The following is a 23,034-nucleotide window of genomic DNA, read 5'->3' on the forward strand; positions in this document are numbered from 1 at the left end:
TTCCTTTTATATTTATGCTCAACGCACTTCATCGTTCGCGAAGTGAGTTTTCCTTAGCTCGTAAAATAGGTTTTAACCAATAACTCAATACTGTTTTTTCTCCGGTCAATATATCAACCGCGACTTGCATCCCTGGGATAATGCTAAAAGCAGAGTTTTGTTGCTGGTCTTCGTTTAACTGAATATGGGCGCGATAATAGGCGTTGCCGTCTTCCGTTTGTAAGGCGTCGGCACTGACATAAATCACCTCGCCTTTAAGTCCGCCATAAATGACAAAATCATAGGCCGTGAATTTGACTGTTGCACCCAGTCCCGTGTGAACAAACGCGATATCTTGCGGAGAGATTCTCGCTTCAACAATCAGATCACTGTTGGATGGGATGATCTCAATGATCGGTTCGCCGGGACGAACTACACCACCAATGGTACGCACAAAGACCTCTTTAACTGTTCCGTCAACTGGCGCTAAGATTTGTGTTCGCTTCAGTTGGTCGGCGATCGCCTGTTGGCTTTCATTCAATTGCGCTATTTTGCTGGCAACTTCGTTCAGTTGGCCTTGTACTTTGGCACGAAAATCTAGCGCGATGCTGCGGTGGTCGGCTATCGATTCTGAGTAAGCCGCTATCTGTTTCTGAGCCGCCACTTTCGAACTGGCAATATCACCTTTCAGTTTAACCACATCACGGTTCAGTTTCAGCAACTCGACCTCAGCTACCGCACCGCTCGCCACTACGTCTTTCAACATGTTGCGCTCTCGAATCACGATATCTAGGCTGCTCTCTAAAGTCTGAATATTATTGAGCGTATCGACACGTGCTTGATCTTGCTGCTCGATGCGAAGTGCCGCCTCTTCCAGTTCAGACTTTAACTGTCCTAAACGCTCTCGATAGTTCGCCTTAGCATTCATTAACGCTGGATGGCTTGATACATCGACAACAATATCTTGCGGTACTAGGACCACTCGTTCAAACCACTCTTTTGCATCATTATTTAAAACGACTGTCGCTAGCTCCGCTTTCAATCTTAATTGTTGGGCCAGTAAGGTATCGGCTTGTTGAGCCGACTCTAAAAACGCGGCTTTAAAACGTGTATCTTCGAGCTTTGCCAGAGGCTGTCCTTTCACCACTGATTGGCCTTGTCGCACCATGATTTCTTGGACAAGACCGCCCTCTAAACTCTGAATGGTTTGTACAGAAAGGCTAGGCACGACTTTGCCCTCGCCGATAACCACTTCTTCCAATGTTGCCCACGTCGCCCAACCGATAATCGAGACAATGAGTAGAGCGCTAAGCCAAATCAGCTTACGAGAACGGAATGCCAAGTGGTTGTTGGTCCATTGAATATCATTACTCATGACGGCCTCCCTTCACCACTGAGACCGTCTTAAATCGACTCGCCCCTTTGGGTACACTTTTCTTCTGTAGAGAGAGGATATCTTTTGGCTCACCCTCAGCTACGATTTGACCTTTATCCAACACAATCACTCGGTCACACATCATCAAGAATGAAGATTTGTGCGAGCTGATCAGCATTGAAGTTTCTCTTGGCATACTTTGAAGTGCATTGAAGAACTGTATCTCAGCTTGATTATCTAGAGCACTAGTAGGTTCATCCATAATCAATAGTTTTGGACAGCGATACAATGCTCTCGCTATTGCCACAGCTTGTCGTTGGCCTCCTGAAAGCAATCGACCACCCTCGCCGACTGGCGTTTCTAAGCCGTTGCTCAAGCGCCCCATATAACCGTTGAGCCCTGACTGTTGCAGCGCTTGTCTTAGCTTTTCTTCATCAACGTTAGTCGCACCTAATGTGACGTTGTCGTAAACACTACCAAAGATAAGATTAGTGGTTTGTCCAACCCATCCCATACCGCTACGCAAGACACTGGTAGGCCATAATTGCCCGTCAATCTCTTGGTAAAAAGCTTGCCCTGTTGTTGGTAAATACTGACGAGCCACAATCGATAAAAGTGTGGTTTTTCCAGAACCTGCCGCACCGACAAGACCAACTCGCTCGCCCGGTTTTATCCCCAAAGAAATTTCCTTAAGCGCTGGGCTCTGAGTCTCTGGATAAGTAAATGTAACTTCATCTAGCCTAACCCCACCATCAAAGTCACCCTTATCAATCACTTGGTGCTTAGACTCTTCTTGCGGTAAGTCCATGATCTGATTTAGACCTTCAACAGCCGAACGTGTTTGTTGGAATCTCAGCATTAAAAGAGAAAGTTGATTCACCGAGCTTGCGGCTCGTCCACTCAACATCACCACCGCTATCAAGCCACCCATACTCAGCAAGCCTTCAGAGATCTGATACACACCAAAGATGATGAGAGTGATGGTGACGATCTGCTGACTCGACTGAATGGAGTGTGTCACGATATTTGAATAGTGGCGAGATTGAGTCTGCCATTGAGAGAGCGACGAAATAGTCTGTTCCCAACGTTTCTGGGTAATACCCTCAGCGTTGTTTTGCTTGATATCAGGAAGGGTTGTTAAGCAATCAAACAGCTGTGCTTGTCTTTGTGTCGACAAACGTGCGGTTTCATCGAATGTTTTCTCAACTTTACCTTTCATCGCAATGCTCAGCACAATCAATACCAGCATAATTGCGACAGGGATGAACATCATCGCGCCACCAAGCCAACCGATAAGGAACAGGAACAGCAAGGTAAATGGTAGGTCGACTAAAGTGACTAAAGAAATCGAGGTGAAGAAGTCTTTCACGCTATCGAAATCTTGAAGCTGTCTGGCAAATGCGCCTACCGATTGAGGTCGATTTTCCAACTTCATACCAAGGACTTTAGAGAACAGTTGAGAAGACAACTTGTTATCAATATAGCGCCCAGCCATGTCAGTCACAGAGCTTCGCGAGCTTCTCAATACCCAATCAAAAATAACAACAATACCAACGCCTGCCGCCAGAACCCGAAGCGTGTTAAACGCTTGGTTCGGAACCACGCGGTCGTACACGTTCATAGTAAAAAGAGGCACGACTAGCGCAAGCAAGTTGATCAAGAATGAAGCGATAAACAGGTCTCTGTACCAAGGTTTTACTTCTTTGACGACACGCCACAACCAACGGGTGTTGGACTTATTCTCGCTGCGTTCATGGGATTGAACACGCGCATCATCAAGTGCTTGAGCACCTACTTGCCACACATACGATTCCACTTGAGCAACCAAGTCTTTTAACGATGTTTCTTGGCTTGAGTTGGTTTCACAATCCAATACTTGAAATTCGCCACCGGAGCCTTGAGTGACAACAAGGGGACTCCCTGTCGCGGAATTAACAGCAACAACAGGGAACTGACATTGAGTCAGTAATTCTTTTTTAACGTGGCTCAAAGTTAACCCCGATTTTTCAATAGCTCTTGGAAAAAGGGATTCATTGAGCCTTCCTTCATTTAAAGGTAGGCCAGACACTATTTTGGAAGGATGGCTGCGAACATTAAAATGCTCACATAACCATTCAACACAACCTAGCCAGCTGTCTTTTTGTTCTACCAATCTAAACTTCCTTTTATAGACTGTACATCTAACTTACAGCGTTAAATTATTGTCTTCTATCATTTTTTGTAAAATTTGTGCTTCTAATGCACTGCTACTGTCACCTTGATACAGATCGTCGTACGTGACATCGGCTATTAAGATGTTTTGTTGAACGTCTTCGTCGCCATTAGGTTTAATAGAAATGGTCACGCCTTCACCAGATTCTTCTAAATCTAGATATTGTGTTGCCCCTAGCCCTGTATTAAGCCCTAGGCTTCCCAAAATACCCGAAAGGTCAATTGCATCAGTGTCTGGAGACGCATCAAAATCTTGAACTACATCGTAGCTTGGGGCTTCTGCACTCCCTAAGCCTGAAGAGGCAAACACAAAATTATCAGAGCCCGTACCGCCAATCAGCAGATCATTATCATCTGTCGCGGTAATCGTAGAATTCCCTTCAGCAACAAACTCAACCGATACCGTTTGAGGTAACCCTACCGCTTGGTTATTGCCTATTTCAGCAGAAGGTTCGATGGTGAGTTCAAATGGTTCAACATCATCATAACCGCCAGTAATAGCCAAATTAGGTACATCCGCTAAATCCACCACATACTGACCATCGACCATAGAACCGTGTGAGAACGTCAAACCTGCGGGAATATCATAGATGGTAATGAAGCCCGCTTCTGAGTCGGCAGGGTTAACAAGAGAGAGATCTAGGTTAAGCGGAATCGTGCCACTCGCTTCTGCCACAATCGAAGAGTATTCAACACTCAATAACGGAGCATCAGGCTCTGGTGTGATGATAAGCGTCATATCTTGTGAACTTGGGTCACCCGTGTCGACCACTAACTCACCGAGTACCGTATTTTGATCAACCGTTCGGCCTGTAATCGTAATATCAAGGTTACCAAACGCGTCGCCCGCAAAGAATTCGAGCTCATCAACAGAGCTTGCTTTAACGAGGATCGTCGCCTGTATGATGCCACCAACACTAGTGAAAGAGCTGGTTTCTGATCCAATTCGAATTCGATCTAGCCCAACTAAACCTGATGGATCCGAAGTCGAATTCACCGTTACGGTAATTGCTAAGAATTCATCACTGTTGGTTTCAAAGCTATTAGCATCGAGAGGAATCACGATGCCATCATCTTCACTTCCAGTGAGCTGTTCAGGTAAATCGAAGAACTCCACTTTATCGCCGATAGGGTTTACACCAACGGTAAATTCAGATTCGGTATAACGAATATCTGTCGTGCCGATTTCCTGAGTAATCGCCTCAAGGACTAGATTCATATCACCACTAAAATCTCGTGGCGGCAGAATAACAAGATTAGCAAGCTGACTTGGATCGAGCTGCCACTCATAAGTAGGGTTACCATCAAAGGTACCGCCATCAACGCCATTATTTGGAACTAATTCGTAGCTATCGCCCACCTTTATCGCAACAACCGCGCCTTCAGGCACGCCTTTCAATGCCAAGGACATATTTTCAGAGCCATCTTGGTCAATCAGCTCCGCGCTAAGTGATGACAGTGAAATGTAGTTGTCTTCGTCGCCTACTATATCCTCCGTCACCAAGTTCGCCGCATCCGCAACAGGTTCAACGGTGATCGTCACCACGGTCGTCTTGTCTTGAGTATCGGTTTCAACGACACAATCCGCTTCATCGGTAATATTGGCCGTCACTGTTAAGGTAATTTCGCCGCTGTAATGTTCTGGTGGTGTTACCAACACATCGCTCAATCGGCTAGGATCCGTGACCGTCCACTCACCATTGCCGTTATCAACCAACAAACCAGTATCAGTAGGGCTTTCCGATAGCGTGCCGCCATTTGATACCGTTATTGTTAGAGAGTTAATGGTCTCTTTACCGGTAGCACTGTTACCCTCTCCCGTGATTAACTGCCCGTCTTCAACGCTATCACCGAGAACTAACTCAAGGTTAAGGTCGGTTGTAATATCTTCCTGGATTGTTGTCGAATCCGTGGCAACGGTAATGTCATCCACAACAGGCAATACTTGAATACTGATGGTTTGATCTGTTGTGACGGTCTCTCCGTTACAAGGAGAGGTCTCAATGGTTTTAATCGTAAAGTCGATACAGCCGGCAAAGTCTTCATCTAATCCTGTTAGCGTTAGTTTGGATAGTCCATCCGCTGTAATCGAGTAACCGACAACCTCACCAGAAGCGTCGTATTCGGCAATAACACCATCACCTGAAATCTCGACGCCATCAGGCAGAGAGTCCGCAGGAATATAGAAAGAGATCTCATTGTCCGGATCACTACCTACATTGGTATTCAATAAACCGGTAAGGTCGATGTCCTCTCCCTCAGGCGTTTTGATATCACCATCAGGCTGAATTAGGCTTGGAGGTCCAACAGGATCACAAGTGCCGCCACCGCCATCATGGCCAGTGATCTGAATTTGGAATGAAGTATCAATATACTTCGAATCTTCACCGTCAATGACACGAGCACGTACCACTATATCTAAAACAGGCGTGTCGCTTGGGCTCGAGATAGTCATGCCACTTAAGATTTCTTGCGCCAACTCTTGGATAGAGTCACTCGTAAGGCCATTTGCAGAGATAATCCAGTTTCCTGAAATATCTTGAGCGGCTCCGTTCGGGTGTTCAATAATCAACGAATAACCATCAGGCACATCGATCAAGATATAATCTAAGTATTCTGAGCCATCCATATCTGCGTCAACAAAAGTAACCGCATCCGACACGTTGACCGGAGAACCGTCCTCACTGATATATAGCTGACCAGAACTTTCCAAACGAGTATCTGACTCGACCCTCGCATCGACCGTGACACTGATTGATCCCGAGATATCTTTTACATCAGTTGCGCCTGTCGGCGAAGTATCAGTAACTTCATAGGTAATTGGGATCGAAAATGTACCGCTCAAATCTTCAGTAGCGGTTACTGACAGTCTTCCGCTACTTAAAAGCTCGGATAGTGTTGGTGTCGTAGAGTCTAATAAACTTTCTAAATCTAACCCTGAAACTGGCACTGCAATAACACTGCCATCGAAATAAAGAGTCAGATCAGCAGGTAGGCTATCAATCACATACCCCGTTAAAGACTCACTTCCATCAACATCTTGATTCAAAGATGGCTCAAGGTTCAATCCGATTTGGCTGTCTTCAATACCTTGAGTACTCACCGCTTGGCCATCTTCTTGATCGACAACAGGTGCTAACTCCACCTTTAAGGTCATCGGGAATTCGCCCGAATCACCATCAGGCTCTGTCGAGATAGCAATAACAGTTAGCTCTAGTTCGCCACTAAAATCAGTAATTGGCTTGAGATACAAATCATTCAGTTGGGCGTTAGAAACCTGGAATACTGGGCCTGTTACATCGTCAATGTAGGCGATGGTCAGCGACACAGGCTCACCCAATGAATCCACCAGCAAGGTGCCGTCAGGAATATTGGTCAGGAGTATATTAATCTCTTCTGAGGCATCGTCATCTGAGGTTTGGACTACAAAATCGAGACGAATCAAACCATCTTCATTGAGAACAGATTGATTGCTGATGACTTTGGTAATACTGTCATATTCCCAATGCGCATTTCCTCCATCCACAACAGTAGGTTCATCAACAACGCCTTTGAGGAAGATGTTGATGGTTTGAGTATCGCTTAACGCAGTCACATTGATAGGGTCTAGTGAGTCAATGGCAGATTCTGTGGCTACCGCCGTGACCTTAATGTACAAATCTTCAGTAAACGAACTGATGTCTTCTTTTGGTAGAAGATAAGCCACACCATTCTCGATGGCCTCCGCAGAGACTAGGTAGGTATCAGGACCAATTAAGTCGAACAGTCCACCTTGGATAGACCAACCATCTTGCAGTTCGATTTGATAGCTTAACGATTCAGAACCGTCGGTATCAGTTAGCGATCCATCAATCACGTTCTTGAGGAAGATGATTTCATCTTCTAGACCTTTGTAGTCCTTAACGGATACATGTGGAGTATCAGCATCCGGTGAGATTTCAACGACTACGGTATTGACGATATCGGCCGTTTTATCTGCGGGGTCAGCGAAAGTGTTTCCCGCTTCGGTTGCAATCGCAGTAATCTCAAACTCAAATCGACCAGCAAGATTTTCATCAGCTCTGATTTCCATTTTGTCGATTTGGTTCTGGGTGTACTCTTTGCCTTCTTTAACCGCGTTTCCGTTCAAGGTGATATTCAGCCCATCGGGAATGCCGCTAATGGTGTAAGACAGTTCTTCAGATGTATCTTGGTCAACCAACTGAGCAGTGATATCTAATTTAATTGGGTCTGCGTCATCTTCTACCGATTGGTAGGTGAACACTGAATCAGACCAATCCGGCGCATCCGCTACGGGTAAAACAGAAACAGAGACATCTGCGGTCAATTCTTTTGGAATTGTGTCAGTACTAATAATGGCGTTGATCGCTAGAATAACCGTTGAGGTCGTATTTGATTCATGAAGTGCCGGTCGATAAGTTAACTGACCATTAGGGCCGGTAAACTGACTGTCAATCACCGTTAACTGATTGCCTGAAAGCGTCACTTTTCCATCAACCACTTGAAGTAATACGCCATCTAAATACAGGCTACCGCCTTGCAAAGAATCTTCTGAGAATTCAATAGCCGTAACGGTTTCGCTTTGGTCAACGTCTCCGGTAGAAACACTCACCACAATAATGGCATCGTTGTCTTCTGTAGTTTCAGAATCCTCATAACGAATAAAGCCTTCGTTATCATCTAGGACAAGCTCTGCAGTACTCGTGACCTCATCACCATCGGCATCGCGAACCAAATAATCAATGTCATCGATTAATCGAGGATCGGTAGGGTCAGTTGATACATTGGCATTAGTAGTCAGTTGGTAGCTGCCATCAGAGTTAAGCGTAAACTGACCGTAGACGCTATTATCAAAATCATTAATGAGATCAATCTCGATTGACGTAATTGCATCGGTAAAAGTGTAGGTATCACCGCGATAGTCAAAACTAACAATGACGGCGCCATCCGCACCAGCAAATCCTTCTGTTAAGAACTGTCCGCTGAGATTATCGCCTTCCACCATTTCAATGGATCCAGAACGAGAAGTTGGCACTGCATCCGTAACATTAACAACATAAATAGCCGGATCAGAACTATCACCATCGGCATCAGTAACGACCAATTCAAAATTCACAGCAAGATTATTTTCACCATCACCCGTAGCATGATCAAGCGGCGCATATAGATTGAACTCTGTTGTGCCATCGTTGTTAAAACGAATTCGGAAGATATCGTTACCCGACGTATCTTGAGCGTAATACCAACCATCGGCATTCACTGCCTGCAATGAAATGGCTTGCCCACCACTGGTATAAGCTAATGCGTCAAAAGCATCGGTATTAACTGAAACTGATGCGATATCGTCCGAGCCTTGGATAATAGCGATCGATGGGCTTGGTTCTTCAGTCCCAGTTTGTTCGTTGTCACCAATGAGTCCATCTTCATCGACAGATATGCTGCCTACAATCGAGAATGCAGGATCCTTACCATCGTATATTTTAATGTCTGATTTTTGGGTGGAACGCGAACCATCTGAATCAATAACGACAACCGTGGCCGGTATGCTCAATTCGGTATCTTTTAACCCAGCACCATGATCAATAGAGCGATATAAATCAATCTCAACGGCAACGGTACCTGAGATATTAGCTTCTAAGAAATAATCAGATGGCAGACGAATCTGCATAATGACATCGCCATTACTTAATATCGCATCAAAACTGCCATCACCATTATCTCTCCAAGATAAAGCCTCGCCATTATGGGTGACTGCTTCACCGTCGCTATCCAAAACGGCTTGACCGTTTGTCACATCAATACCAAGATAAACGATAGGATCATGCGATGCCGTGATATCCAAATTAACCACTGCACTCTGTTTTACGCCATCAGGAGTAGTATCCGCAATTGGGGTTTCAGACAATTCAACCGTACCGCTGCCAATCGTTGGCTCACCACCGTCGGTAATAGAAACGATTAAATCTAGTTTAGTTTGGTCGTTATCGGAATCACGGGCTGTAACAGTAAACGGTATGGTATCTGTGCCATTGGCTTGATCCAAACCTTTGTACAGTGTGAAGACGTAATCCACACTGCTGTCTACATCATCTGATACCGGCGCTGCGAAACTCACGGTAAAGGCAACGTCACCACCAGCGACTGGCCCTGCGTAGCCAGTCAATAATGTACCATCCTCAGAAACGGTGTAATAAATCTGCTCGCCGCCACTAAAGAGCTGAGGTTGATCAGCTAAATCAAAGAACACGCTATCTAAATAATCACTGCCAATCCCGATACTGAAGGTTCCGGTGCTACTGACTTCACCGATAGGATCATTGCTTAGCTCCGACTCGTTGACCGAAGAATTTGAATCGAGAATTAAACTCGGATCATTACCGTCCTCGATCACCCATGATATTTGGCCGTTTTCTAAAGCAGTGCCATCGGTGTCTGTGCCAATAATATTTAACGGAATCGTAAGTAAATCACTGGTGAGCACATGGTCGAGTGGCCGTTCAATCACCAAAACGATATCGGCAAGTACATTGTTCCCGTTGACCGTTGTCGTCATTGAAAACGAGAACACATCATCATCACCTTGCTTAGCTGTAATAGTACGACCATCTGCGCTGAGAGTATAAGTAAGCACTGTAGCGTCGCCACCTGAAGTAATACCTAACGCTTCTAGTCGCGCGACAGTCTCAGAGCTAAATTGTATAGAATCTGGGTCTGGATTATCCGAACCACCTAATACAGTAAATTGAGCATTGATGGTTTGCGAACCGGAGGTCACGTCGACTTCCGTCACCGTTTTCGAATCATCCAATATCTGTCCTGCCGCACCATCCATGATATCAATAGTCGCCGTTGCAGAGCCAAAATCACCACTAGAGTCAGCGGCAACGTAATTGAAGATAACGGTATGGTCTTGGTTATGATCTAGATTTCGATTGGCTTCAAAGGTCCACTGGCCATTAGCAAATACGGTCAATACACCATCCCCGGTATTGAACACCGCAGGAGTTGCACCTGAAATATCCTGACTGACTCCACCAACTTCGACGCTACTAATGGTTAGTGCGGTATCAAGGTCAATGTCATTGTTAAGAACGTTGCCTGACGATGTTTCACCTTCAACCATCGAGTAAGACTCGCCGAACAGCAAAGGTTCAGAATCTAGAATCGTGATCGGTAATTCGCCTAAAACGAGCTCAGTGGTTCCATCATCATCAATCTGAAGACCTTCGATAATGATCGCCGTTTGAAGTAACTCTTCACCAGCCTGTTGGTCAACCGCTTGGTAGAAAGTGATTTCAACGGTACCTCCAACAATCTTAGCTTCGAAAACCAGTGTTCCATCGGTTCGTGTTGCTTTGATCACTTGACCGTCAGACTCTAATTCAATAGCGATAGATTGACCTTGAGACGTCACTCCCTCAGCAGAGACTTGGTTTGCACTAAAAGCAAACTCATCAGCAAACTGAATATTGATGTCAGCGACTTGGGTTTGATCTCCAAAGATACCAACCGTACTTTCAGAAAATGAGACTGAATCTGGCAGTATAATACTTGGCATGTCATCACTGACTTCATTACCAATCGAGTTAACAACTCTCGCATCGATAATCCACTCAGTAGATGGGTCTAAGCTAGAGACATCAATATTCTCGACTAGCCAGCCACCGGACGCATCAACTACACCTTCAAAAGTCAGCGTTTGCGTACCATCATTGATCTCTATGTAGACAGGTAAACCTTCGGAAACATCGGTCGTACCCTGCATGGTGGTTAAATCACCACTACGAAAATCTAAGATGTTGAAACCAGATAAGGTATCAATATCGATAACAGGTGGGACGGTATCAATTTGTCCTGTCGAGTCTGTGCCCGTTGTTTCATTACCTGCAATATCAACGGTAACTGCTTCTACGGTAATGTTGCCATCCGCAAATGCAGACAGATCGACATCATCGATGCTCCAAGCCCCTGCAACAACTACGGTTTGTAACGTGATAGACTGATTATTGCTATCCGAAACTGTGACGGTAATAGGCTGTCCATTTTCTACATTTTGAACAACACCTTGTAGACGAACAGATTGAACCTCTTCAGTGTTGAGTATGTTGTCGGCATCATCGAATTTTGCTGTGATACTTGCCAGAGTATCCTTAACGATTATATCGCTAGAAGTAACAGTATTGCCCGCAACATCCGTAACGCTAGCCTCTACGGTCAAGATTCCTTCTGCAAACCCCGAATAGTCTTGACCTGTCAGCGTCCAATTTCCGCCAACTACTGTGGTCGTATAAACTTGGGAGACATTAAGGCTATCGGTAAGGGTAATAGTGATCGTTTGACCGTCTTCAACATTGGTCACCGTGCCAACCAAGGCACCATTAGTAATTTCGGCTAAGTTGTAATACTCATCACCAAAACCATCAAAATCGACACTGATGTCCGCCAACGTATCTTTAACGATGGTATCGCTAGAAGTTGCTGTATTACCGGCAATGTCCGTAACGCTTGCTTCAACCGTTAACTCACCTTCAGCGAAAGCTGAATAATCTTGGCCAGTTAGAGTCCACTCGCCACCGGAAACTATCGCGGTATAACTTTCTGACTTACCATCGACATCGGTGATGGTGATTGACACTGTTTGGCCATCTTCAACATTGGTCACCGTGCCGACCAAAGTGCCATTGCTCACTTCGGCGGAGTTGTAATACTCATCACCAAAACCATCGAAATTGACACTGATATCCGCCAACGTATCTTTGACTATGGTATCGCTAGAAGTTGTCGTATTACCGGCAATGTCCGTAACGCTTGCTTCTACTGTTAGCGTACCTTCAGCGAAGGCAGAGTAATCTTGGCCAGTTAGAGTCCACTCGCCACCAGTCACTGTCGCGGTATAATTTTCTGACTTGCCATCAACATCCGTAATAGTGATTGATACTGTTTGGCCATCCTCAACATTGGTCACCGTGCCGACCAGTGCGCCATTACTCACCTCGGCAGAGTTGTAATATTCATCACCAAAACCATCAAAATCGACACTGATGTCCGCTAACGTATCTTTAACGATGGTATCGCTAGAAGTTGCCGTATTACCCGCAACGTCTGTAACACTTGCTTCTACTGTTAGCGTACCTTCAGCAAAACCCGAATAGTCTTGGCTGACTAATGTCCATTCGCCACCAGAAACTATCGCGGTATAACTTTCTGACTTACCATCAACATCGGTGATGGTGATTGAAACTTCTTGGCCATCTTCAACATTGGTCACCGTGCCAACTAATACGCCATTACTCACCTCGGCAGAATTGTAATACTCATCACCAAAACCATCGAAATTGACACTGATATCCGCCAACGTATCTTTAACTATGGTATCGCTAGAAGTTGCCGTATTACCCGCAATGTCCGTAACCGTAGCTTCTACTGTTAGCGTGCCTTCAGCGAAGGCTGAATAATCTTGACCAATGAGACTCCACTCGCCACCAGAAACTATCGCGGTATAACTTTCTGACTTACCATCGGCATCGGTGATGGTGATTGATACTGTTTGGCCATCTTCAACATTGGTCACCGTGCCGACCAATGCGCCATTACTGACCTCGGCAGAGTTGTAATACTCATCACCAAAACCATCAAAATCGACACTAATATCCGCCAGCGTATCTTTGACGATCGTATCGCTAGAAGTTGCTGTATTACCGGCAATGTCCGTAACGCTTGCTTCAACCGTTAACTCACCTTCAGCGAAAGCTGAATAATCTTGGCCAGTTAGAGTCCACTCGCCAGCAGTCACTGTCGCGGTATAATTTTCTGACTTGCCATCAATATCCGTAATAGTGATTGATACTGTTTGGCCATCCTCAACATTGGTCACCGTGCCGACCAATGCGCCATTACTGACCTCGGCAGAGTTGTAATACTCATCACCAAAACCATCAAAATCGACACTGATGTCCGCTAACGTATCTTTGACGATCGTATCGCTAGAAGTTGCCGTATTACCCGCAATGTCCGCAACCGTAGCTTCTACTGTTAGCGTGCCTTCAGCGAAGGCTGAATAATCTTGACCAATGAGACTCCATTCGCCACCAGAAACTATCGCGGTATAATTTTCTGACTTACCATCGGCATCGGTGATAGTGATTGATACTGTCTGGCCATCTTCAACATTGGTCACCGTGCCGACCAATGCGCCATTACTGACCTCGGCAGAGTTGTAATACTCATCACCAAAACCATCAAAATCGACACTAATATCCGCCAGCGTATCTTTGAAGATCGTATCGCTAGAAGTAGCAGTGTTGCCTGCAACGTCTGAAACCGTAGCTTCAACTGTTAACGTACCTTCAGCGAAAGCTGAATAATCTTGACCAATGAGAGTCCATTCGCCACCGGAAACTATCGCGGTATAATTTTCTGACTTGCCATCGACATCGGTGATAGTGATTGATACTGTCTGGCCATCTTCAACATTGGTCACAGTTCCGACCAAAGTGCCATTACTCACTTCGGCGGAGTTGTAATACTCATCACCAAAGCCATCAAAATCGACACTGATGTCTGCTAACGTATCTTTGACGATAGTATCGCTAGAAGTTGTAGTATTGCCTGCAACGTCAGTAACTGTAGCCTCTACAGTCATGATACCTTCTGCAAAACCCGAATAGTCTTGGCCGACTAATGTCCACTCGCCACCAGATACTATCGCGGTATAATTTTCTGACTTGCCATCAACATCGGTGATAGTGATTGAAACTTCTTGGCCATCTTCAACATTGGTCACCGTGCCAACTAATACGCCATTACTCACCTCGGCAGAATTGTAATACTCATCACCAAAACCATCGAAATTGACACTGATATCCGCCAACGTATCTTTAACTATAGTATCGCTAGAAGTTACCGTATTACCCGCAATGTCCGTAACCGTAGCTTCTACTGTTAGCGTGCCTTCAGCGAAGGCTGAATAATCTTGACCAATGAGACTCCATTCGCCACCAGAAACTATCGCGGTATAATTTTCTGACTTACCATCGGCATCGGTGATGGTGATTGATACTGTCTGGCCATCTTCAACATTGGTCACCGTGCCGACCAATGCGCCATTGCTCACCTCTACTGAGTTGTAATACTCATCATCAGATGAAGAAAAATCAACGCCAATGCTGGCTAACGTATCTTTAACTATCGTATCGCTAGATGTTGCTGTGTTACCTGCGATATCTGTAACGCTAACTTCAACCGTCAACTCGCCATCTGTAAAACCTGAATAGTCTTGGTCAGTCAGAGTCCAATTACCACCGGATACCGTTGTTGAATAATCAACCGACTTGCCATTAGCATCTGTGATTGTGATAGATATAGTTTGACCGTCTTCCACATTTGCCACAGTACCAACCAACGCCCCATTTGAGACTTCAGCTTGGTTATAAAACTCATCATCAGATGCAGAGAAATCAACACCAATGTTGACTAAGGTATCTTTAATAATTGTATCGGTAGACGAAATCGTATTACCAGCTACGTCCGTAGTACTAGCGACAACCGTCAACTCACCTTCTGAAAAATCAGAGTAATCTTGGTCTTTCAGACTCCAAAAATTACCAGACACAACTGTCGTGTAGCCAACGGATAAACCATTGCTGTCCGTGATCGTGATATCAATAACTTGGCCATCTTCGACATTGAAGATCGCACCAATCAATGCACCTTTGCTAACTTCATTTTCGTTATAATAGTTATCGCCAAACCCATCGAATCTAACAAGGATTCGATCAAGCGTATCCTTAACAATGGTATCGGTAGCTGACGTAGGGTTTCCGGCAATATCGACGGTGCTTGCAACAACCGTGAGTTCGCCTTCCGCGAAATTGGAATAGTCTTGGTTTTCGAGTGTCCAGCTGTTACCAGACACGTTCGTGGAATAATCTACAGATAAGCCATCACTATCTGTAATCGTAATTAAGATAACTTGACCATCTTCCACATTGGTCACTGTGCCAACCAATGCACCATTGCTGACTTCGAATTCGTTATAAAACTCATCGCCAAAACCATCAAAATCGACATCAATTGTCGCTAGCGTATCTTTGATTGTGGAATCGTTAGCAGTGATGCTATTACCAAAATCATCGGCAATAATCGCGTCAACTTGGAGATCACCTTCAGCTAGTGAAGTAAGATCGACACCATTTACAACATAGGTTTCGTTAGTTGTGATCGCAGTGGTAGTTAATGTGTTGCCGTTAACATCGGTGATGGTAATTGCAACTGTTCGTCCATCACGAACATCCACAGCCGTACCCTTAATAGTGACACCTGGTACTTCAAACTGGTTTTCGTAACCGTCGCCGCCATCAAGTATATCTACGGTCAGTTCTGCACTAGGTAACAGCGCATCTAGATTCCCATCGTTTGAAGTGGTGTCTTCCTCTTCATATTCGGTCGGTCGAGTGTCAAAACCTGCTTCTGCAAGAGTTTCATCTAATGTAGAGCGAACATATGCAATAAAAGAGGCACTGGAGCTGGGTTGATCATTGGCAGAACTCGGTTGTTGAGGCGCACTTTCGATATTGTTGACGAGCTGAGTCACGACCTCTTCGAGTTGTTGTTCGACAGCCGCTATTTGTGGCTCAGTGATCGATTGAGTCTGATCTAAATTCTGAGACTCAATACTAACAACTTGCACACCTTCAACTTTAGGCTGTGATGCGGGCACTTGAAGCCATGTACCATCAGCAAATACCTGCCATACGACACCACCAACTTCGATATATAAAATAGGATCCATCCTAAACCTCTTCCTTACAAAAACGCTGACATTGAGGACATCCATTTGCTCAATAAAAGGCGAAAAAATCAGCGGATATTCTTTAAATAATACTAGCAAAAAACAAAACGTTAACAGTTAATTAATTTACACACATACGCCGTAATGTAAACCGAGATCCTGTGACTTACATTCCGTTATATGCAACGTCACAAAATACGTCCTATGAATGTGTCATAATCTTGAAACTCAGGCGTTATTTTTCAAGGAACATCATGACTGCAACGAACTATCTCAACCAATTAAATCAAGATTATCTTGCGACTCACAAAGCAAAAGAAGACTTCTTTTGGGATACTTACATGGGAATAAGTGATGACCACGATGGGTCAACATCTGCACAAACCCAGTGGACCGAGTTTCTTAGTTCTGCCGAGCAAATTACTGCTATCCAAAAACACATTGATGCAATCGGCGAGATTCAAGATCTTGAAGAAAGGAAGAGCACACTAACCGGATTAAATGGTTGGCTAGCGACCTTTAGATCTCACTCGATCGAATCAGAACCATCTCAGAAGTTGAAAGCCGAACTCATCAAATTTGAGGCCGAATTATTTGAGAAAAAACAAAACCATGTCATGACTTACGTAAATGAAGCGGGTGAAGAGACCGAAGGATCATTGCCGGTTCTAGGTTCAGCCGTCAGAAGTAATGGCAATGAACAGGTAAGACTTTCTGCACACCAAGCACTATTAGATTTAGAACAATGGCTATTAGCTAACGGCTTCATCGAACTTATCAAAAAGCGCAATCAGTTTGCTCAATCGCTTGGTTTCAAAACCTTCTTTGATTACTCAGTGGTTAAAACTGAGCAAATGACGACACAACAATTGTTCACGATATTGGATGACTTCGAAGCACGCACGCGCGATAACAATCTAAAAAGCCTAACTAACTTAGCTGAGAAAAAAGGCCAGAATGCACTGGAAGCGCATAACTTTATCTACTCTTTTGCTGGTGATGTTATGAATGACTTGGACCCTTATGTTCCATTCTCAAAGTCACTCAGACGCTGGATAGAGTCTTTTGGCCGTCTCAACATCGAATATTCTCAAGCAACACTGAAACTGGATCTCCTTGAGCGTAAAGGTAAATACCCAAATGGGTTCTGTCATGGGCCTATTCCTTCTTTCTATGATCAAGGTGCTTGGGTTGCTGCTAAAGTAAACTTCACTAGCAATGCCAAACCCGATCAAATTGGCAGTGGTTATGATGGTATTAATACGCTGTTTCACGAAGGTGGACACGCCGCACACTTTGCCAATGTGAAAATGAATGCGCCTTGTTTCTCTCAGGAATTTGCACCAACCTCGATGGCTTATGCCGAAACCCAATCGATGTTCTGCGACAGTCTGCTGACAGATGCCGATTGGCTAAAACAGTATGCGCTGAATTCAGAAGGCCAACCTATACCAGATGAATTGATTAAAGCTATCATTGATAACAAACAACCATTCAAAGCCTATGAAGAACGCAGCATTCTTGTGGTTCCTTACTTTGAACGAGCGCTATACGAATTGGCGGATGAAGATCTGACACCTGAAAAAATCACGGAGCTCGCACGTCATAGTGAGAAAACGATTCTTGGATTATCTTGCAGTCCACGCCCATTAATGGCGATTCCACATTTGCTGTCCGATGAAGCTTCTTGTGCTTACCAAGGCTATCTATTGGCTCATATGGCGGTTTACCAAACTCGTGCCTATTTCACTGACAAGTTTGGTTATTTAACCGATAACCCAGAAATCGGCCCTTTGTTGGCTAAGCACTACTGGTACAAGGGAAATAGCGTGAATCATAATGGGACAATCGAAAGCCTGACAGGAGAAGGTTTTAACGCCAAATACCTCGCCGACGAGTGCAACTTATCGCCAGAGCAAGCTTGGGCGATTGAAGAGCAAAAAATAAAGCAGCTGTCGACAAGAGAACGTGCACCAATTGCTGATTTGAATGCTAAGATTTCGATCGTTGATGGGGCAGCCGAGCTAGCTAATAATAATAGCTCAAACCATCAGATGTGTGATGAGTTTGAGCAATTCATCGTTGGGCAATACGGTCGATAGCAGGTGCTAAGCACCTTTAACCTAGGTTGAACCAAAAGACCAAACGAAAAAAGGACGATCAATGAGCGTCCTTTTTTTGCTTTGTACCCGAGTCTACATCGTCGCACATACAGGTTGAATGTCATTCTCGAAATCAATATCGACAGAATCAACACTGCGTAAAGACTTTCTGTGAATACCAAATACTTGTCCCGTCAAAACAATATAAAACTTTTCTGTTTTGAGTAAATGCCAAGCTTCATCAAGAGTTTCGGCATAAACCTTATTCTTGAGATCTTGTGGGCGAGTACCTGCAACTCTTCCATGTTTACGTGCTAACTCGAAGAATCCATTTCGATTAGGCTTACACGTAAATAGGGTATCATTTCCATAAATAATACCCTTAGCCGTAATGCTCTTAACCATTACATTTCTCCAAATAATAATTCCACTCGTGGTATTGAGTGGCATACCACATGTCGATTTGTGGATGCTTAAACTGCATAAAGAAGAGAATACGGTATAACGACCAGGCAAGCGATTACACCATAGTGTTCAGTTTCAGTATTTGAAATCTTAGAAGTAGTAGTAAGCGGCTGCGAATACGTGTGTCTCTTCATCGTATTGCGCGCTAGCCTCGCCAACACGGTAACCGTCTAAATCTTGCTTGATATCGATACCCATGTCAGCGTTATCAGCGATACGGTACATTGCCGCAATATTGATGTAAGAAGAATCTACGTCAGATTGACCATCTAATTCATTACTGTTAAATGCGTAACCCGCTGCAATTGTTAGATCGGCAGAAACCGCGTAACCACCTGAAACGTAGTAACCAGTGTCTTTCTTAGAGTCACTTTCATCAATCCAAGAGTTCATACCTAGCGTAAGGTCGCCAACTTTTATATTACCTGACACCGTATATACTTCGTAATCAGCATCGTTATCACGCGATTCATAACCAGCGTAAATATTGAACACTTCTTGCTCTAAACCGATGTAACCGTTAATACCTTTGTCAGCATCGTTATGATCATCGTCAGTTTCAAAGTAAGAAACGCCGTAAGCAAAGCCATTGGTTGCACCTTGGAACTTGATAACGTTGAACGCATCAGAAGCGTCGCCAGCAGAAGCCCCAAACTCGTATGTTGTATCACCAGCGCCATCTACTTTGTCTAATGCAGTATCGTTTTCCCAACCGAATGAAGCGATACCGAAACCAGTATCAAAACCAAGCCACGCTTTATCTACGTCAGTTGCTGGACCTGTATCGATACCGTTTGTCCAACCCGCCGTTGCTGCGTCATTTGCAGAAACGTTGTTGTCTGTCGTGTAATTCACCATTAAGTCAGTTTCGAAGTAACCGACAACACGGTTGTTGCGGTAGTTTACTGCAAGCGTAAGGCCTGTCGCCCAGTCATCATAAAACGCTTTAGAGCCCGTGTCGTAGTAACCACCAACACCAAAAGAGCCTGATACTGAGAATTGATCTTTATGCATTGAATCAAATGCAAACATATCTTCGTTCTGGCTGTTTTGGCTGCTTGTGTTTACAGCGAAAGCTGAGCTTGAAATACTCGCAATCGCAAGTGCTACTAATGTCTTTTTCATGATAACCACTACCTGTATATATTGATTCGGCCTTGTTAGTCCGGCCTTTTGGAGTGGCGCTATTGTTCAAAAAATTATGTTATTGATATACCGTAAATTTACTGAAATTTTATAGCTTTGGTGAATTTCATGAAATAAGAATATATTAATGTGTCGTTTATATAGAAAAACGCAATCCGAGTGTAAAGCCGATGTCCGTGCTGTTATCCATGTTACGGATGTTTTCGACTATCAAGGTTTCAACCGCGAGTCGATACAAACGATATCGATACCCAACGACCACTTCGTTAGAGGTTTCTGAAAAATCAGGATCATTACTCGCCCAACCTTGATAGTTGAGAGACTCTATAACCAAACTGTGTTGTTGGTTAAGCCGGTATTCATACCCTATCGCCCAACTTGTACTTAGGTTTTCAGGGCTTAGGTTTTCATCTCTCACAGAAGAGCCATCGCTGTTTCGATGTACGAGCCCGAGGGTGGAGAATATGCTATGCCTTGGCGTGATATAGCTGTAGTTGAGTTGAATACCTTGCTCGAAGCTTGTTCTCGCAAACAGCCCATTTTTTACATTGTTATAAAACAGCGAACCACCAGCCGAGAGCGACATTGGCCCTCTAGAATACAGCAGTAGTTCATTGTAAAAAGTCAGCGCATTAGTTAAATCATCACTTTCAAAGTCAGACACATGAACACCCGCATTGTTAAAATCCATGGTGGATTGATTCTGATAATAATCGAGTGAATAAGTACCCGTATGAGCCCATATACTCGCCTGAGTATAAGAGGACTTGAATTCAATAGTGCCTGCTCTGTTAGGTTGAGCCGAACGAAGCTGAGTTGAAAGCACATTTGAATGTATTGGAGATTGTGCATAAACAAACAGAGGAGACGCTAGTGCTGTACGAAAAGTTAGCATCAACAATGATAAGGTCAGTAGTGTTCTTAAAATAATCACAGGGTTATATGGCAGAATTAAAATTCTTGAGCCTATAAAAAACACCGTTCAATTGCTGCAGTAAAAGTACGGCTTTTCGCCATGCCTCATATAATAAAGCGTTATAAAAAAAGAGAACTTAGAACACCTTCGCGATCTTGTAATGTTAACTTGCGCTGTCGTGCTTTAGCGAATATCTTCAGCGCGTGAATGAGTAGCCGAACGATTGATAAGGAAAAAATGTGAGCGCTTCTAACTATAGCTTTGAACAATTATTAATGAAGCAATCTGCAACTTTGATCAATAGTGACCCAAACAACTTTCAAACAACTTGGTCGCAAGCGAGCTTTGACGTACTTGATTGGTTTGGTATTGATCGTCTTACACTTTATCCAAATTCAATGGTCTTATTAGAAGATGGCAAAACGTGCTCAGTCTCCAAAAAACACATTCCTCCAGTTAACAAGAAGAACCTCATTGGTGGTAATTATCTTGATTACTTAAAGCTTTTGAAGACTAACGAGACCTATCTAACCTTCTCAAAAGATGAGCTCATAAACAGCAATAACTATGTATTAAAGCAGTTGTACAAAGAAGGGGGACGTTGGCACTGTATCATACCACTACAGCTATTTAATCAACGTTGGGGAGCATTGTCTTTTACTAATTTTCACGATGCCGACACCAATTTCGACTTAGAAGACATCAAACGCTTAAAGTTAGTCTGTGAAGTTTGGCTTTGTTACTGGCAACATTCCACACTAGCTAGAACGCTAAAACAGAATGAGAACCGACTAGAAGACGACAGTGATAAGCTACTATTACTGACAAAAAAGCAGACCAAAGTTTTAGCGCTGATTGCTCAAGGGTTTAGCGCAAAAGATTGCGCAGAGCAACTTCACTTAAGTTCAAGAACCATAGAATCTCATAAGTATAGAATGCTTGGACTGCTCAATTTAAATAACCATAACGAGCTCATTCAATTCGCCTTACGTAATGGCCTAGGTCTTACAGAAAACATACACACGACACGTTAAAATAAGGCACTAGATATGTCTTAAGCTCGATACCGCCTGTTACTCGTTACCTTCACTCAGAGCAAATTTGATCTCATCAGAAGAGAAACCTTTTCGACTCAACATTGCATAAGCTTTAGAGCGTTCTTTATGGTCATTAAGATCATAGGATTTTTTCTGTAACTGCTCTAAACAAGAAGAGTAGAAATCCAGTTGCTCTTCATTAATCAATCGGTCGATTAACGATGGCAGTTCACTGGTATCGATTTGTCTTTGTCTCAACTCTTGCTGGATAGCAGTCAAGCCTTTACCCTTACGAGCATACTTAAGCACTTCTTTCTCTAAGTCAGCCTTCTCTGCTTTAATTTGCATGTTACTCATAAGTTCATGGGCTTGCGGGTGCTGATCAATCGCCACTTTAACTTGTTGATAGCTAAAGCCGCGCTTTTGCAGTGTCGCCACAAGCTTTTCACGGCTCATGGTAAAGCTTGTGTAATAGTGGTTAATTCGATCTATTAAGATGTTTTGTTCATCAATTGATTTCTCAAAGGACACCTTATGGATGGCATCAGAAATCACAGAGTCCTTTAGGCCCTTCTTCTTCAATTTTTCAACAATATATCGAGAGCCAAATTCACCAGAAAAAGCTTGCTCCACAAATTGTTCTGCAAACACTTGGTCAGACTTGAGATACCCAAAGCCTTTCAAGGTGCCCAAAGTTTCATCGATCCATTCTTGATTGTCGGTTTTCACTTTGAGCTTTGCAATCAGCTCGCTTTCTGTCATATCTCTCTGAGTTAAATGCCACATCGCAGAGTTCATAACACTTTCGATTCGTATCGCTTTTCTTACCGTTGTATTTCTAGTATTCGTTTTTTGCTGTAAATCATCCATTCGGTTTCAACTGTCCAAACTAAGCCTACCCCATCATAACTTAATTCTCAGGCGGGTGAAGCTAGATACAGAAATGCCGCTCAAGATAAGCGGAAACTCAGTAACAATAGTACCCAATAAAAATGGACGCTATTCAGCGTCCA

9 protein-coding genes are annotated in these 23,034 nt (G+C 43.9%); 2 read left to right on the forward strand and 7 right to left on the reverse strand.

The annotated features are described in order from the left end of the window. Positions 1-28 precede the first annotated feature (28 nt). Genes OCW38_RS19915 through OCW38_RS19925 form a run of 3 tightly spaced genes read right to left on the reverse strand, consistent with a single transcriptional unit; the run spans position 29 to position 16,355 of the window. Positions 29-1,354 carry an HlyD family type I secretion periplasmic adaptor subunit gene (locus tag OCW38_RS19915; RefSeq protein ID WP_065104558.1) on the reverse strand — a complete coding sequence of 442 codons (1,326 nt, stop codon included), beginning with the start codon at positions 1,352-1,354 and terminating at the stop codon, positions 29-31. Beyond that, positions 1,347-3,506 carry a type I secretion system permease/ATPase gene (locus OCW38_RS19920; RefSeq protein ID WP_261895915.1) on the reverse strand — a complete coding sequence of 720 codons (2,160 nt, stop codon included), beginning with the start codon at positions 3,504-3,506 and terminating at the stop codon, positions 1,347-1,349. Before OCW38_RS19920 ends, OCW38_RS19915 begins: the two co-directional genes overlap by 8 nt. Before the next feature lie 33 nt (positions 3,507-3,539). Then, positions 3,540-16,355: an Ig-like domain-containing protein gene (locus OCW38_RS19925; protein ID WP_261895916.1), complete on the reverse strand. Its 12,816-nt coding sequence runs from the start codon at positions 16,353-16,355 to the stop codon at positions 3,540-3,542. 254 nt (positions 16,356-16,609) lie between these two features. Here OCW38_RS19925 and OCW38_RS19930 point away from each other — a divergent pair, with 254 nt between their 5' ends. Continuing rightward, on the forward strand, positions 16,610-18,457 hold the full coding sequence (locus OCW38_RS19930) for a M3 family metallopeptidase (RefSeq protein ID WP_261895917.1): 1,848 nt from the start codon (positions 16,610-16,612) through the stop codon (positions 18,455-18,457). A 93-nt stretch (positions 18,458-18,550) separates the two neighbouring features. Here OCW38_RS19930 and OCW38_RS19935 read toward each other — a convergent pair whose 3' ends face one another. The 3 genes from OCW38_RS19935 to OCW38_RS19945 all read right to left on the reverse strand — a co-directional run bounded on the left by OCW38_RS19935 (position 18,551) and on the right by OCW38_RS19945 (position 20,963). Then, positions 18,551-18,862 carry a hypothetical protein gene (locus OCW38_RS19935; RefSeq protein ID WP_010431139.1) on the reverse strand — a complete coding sequence of 104 codons (312 nt, stop codon included), beginning with the start codon at positions 18,860-18,862 and terminating at the stop codon, positions 18,551-18,553. Positions 18,863-19,012: 150 nt separating this feature from the next. Beyond that, a complete protein-coding gene (locus tag OCW38_RS19940) occupies positions 19,013-20,047 on the reverse strand; it encodes a porin (RefSeq protein ID WP_016769341.1) in 1,035 nt (344 codons plus the stop codon). A 157-nt stretch (positions 20,048-20,204) separates the two neighbouring features. Further along, positions 20,205-20,963: a DUF3187 family protein gene (locus OCW38_RS19945; protein WP_016784256.1), complete on the reverse strand. Its 759-nt coding sequence runs from the start codon at positions 20,961-20,963 to the stop codon at positions 20,205-20,207. Positions 20,964-21,223: 260 nt separating this feature from the next. On the opposite strand from OCW38_RS19945, the gene OCW38_RS19950 reads away from it, so the two are divergent. Continuing rightward, the gene (locus OCW38_RS19950) at positions 21,224-22,018 is read left to right on the forward strand and encodes a response regulator transcription factor (protein WP_010431147.1); all 795 of its coding nucleotides are present in this window, start codon (positions 21,224-21,226) and stop codon (positions 22,016-22,018) included. A gap of 39 nt (positions 22,019-22,057) precedes the next feature. Here the strand turns inward: OCW38_RS19950 and OCW38_RS19955 are convergent, their stop codons facing one another. Next, positions 22,058-22,891, reverse strand: coding sequence for a RecX family transcriptional regulator (locus OCW38_RS19955; protein ID WP_010431150.1), 834 nt, complete (start codon positions 22,889-22,891; stop codon positions 22,058-22,060). Positions 22,892-23,034: the final 143 nt, after the last annotated feature.

This window comes from Vibrio cyclitrophicus (genome assembly GCF_024347435.1).
GTDB classification, from domain to species: Bacteria; Pseudomonadota; Gammaproteobacteria; order Enterobacterales; family Vibrionaceae; genus Vibrio; species Vibrio cyclitrophicus.

Excerpts from the sequence above, each read along its gene's own strand:
- OCW38_RS19915 (WP_065104558.1), bottom strand. The coding sequence starts at position 1,354 with ATGAGTAATGATATTCAATGGACCAACAACCACTTGGCATTCCGTTCT.
- OCW38_RS19925 (WP_261895916.1), bottom strand. The coding sequence starts at position 16,355 with ATGGATCCTATTTTATATATCGAAGTTGGTGGTGTCGTATGGCAGGTA.
- OCW38_RS19930 (WP_261895917.1), top strand. The coding sequence starts at position 16,610 with ATGACTGCAACGAACTATCTCAACCAATTAAATCAAGATTATCTTGCG.
- OCW38_RS19935 (WP_010431139.1), bottom strand. The coding sequence starts at position 18,862 with ATGGTTAAGAGCATTACGGCTAAGGGTATTATTTATGGAAATGATACC.
- OCW38_RS19940 (WP_016769341.1), bottom strand. The coding sequence starts at position 20,047 with ATGAAAAAGACATTAGTAGCACTTGCGATTGCGAGTATTTCAAGCTCA.
- OCW38_RS19945 (WP_016784256.1), bottom strand. The coding sequence starts at position 20,963 with ATGCTAACTTTTCGTACAGCACTAGCGTCTCCTCTGTTTGTTTATGCA.
- OCW38_RS19955 (WP_010431150.1), bottom strand. The coding sequence starts at position 22,891 with ATGGATGATTTACAGCAAAAAACGAATACTAGAAATACAACGGTAAGA.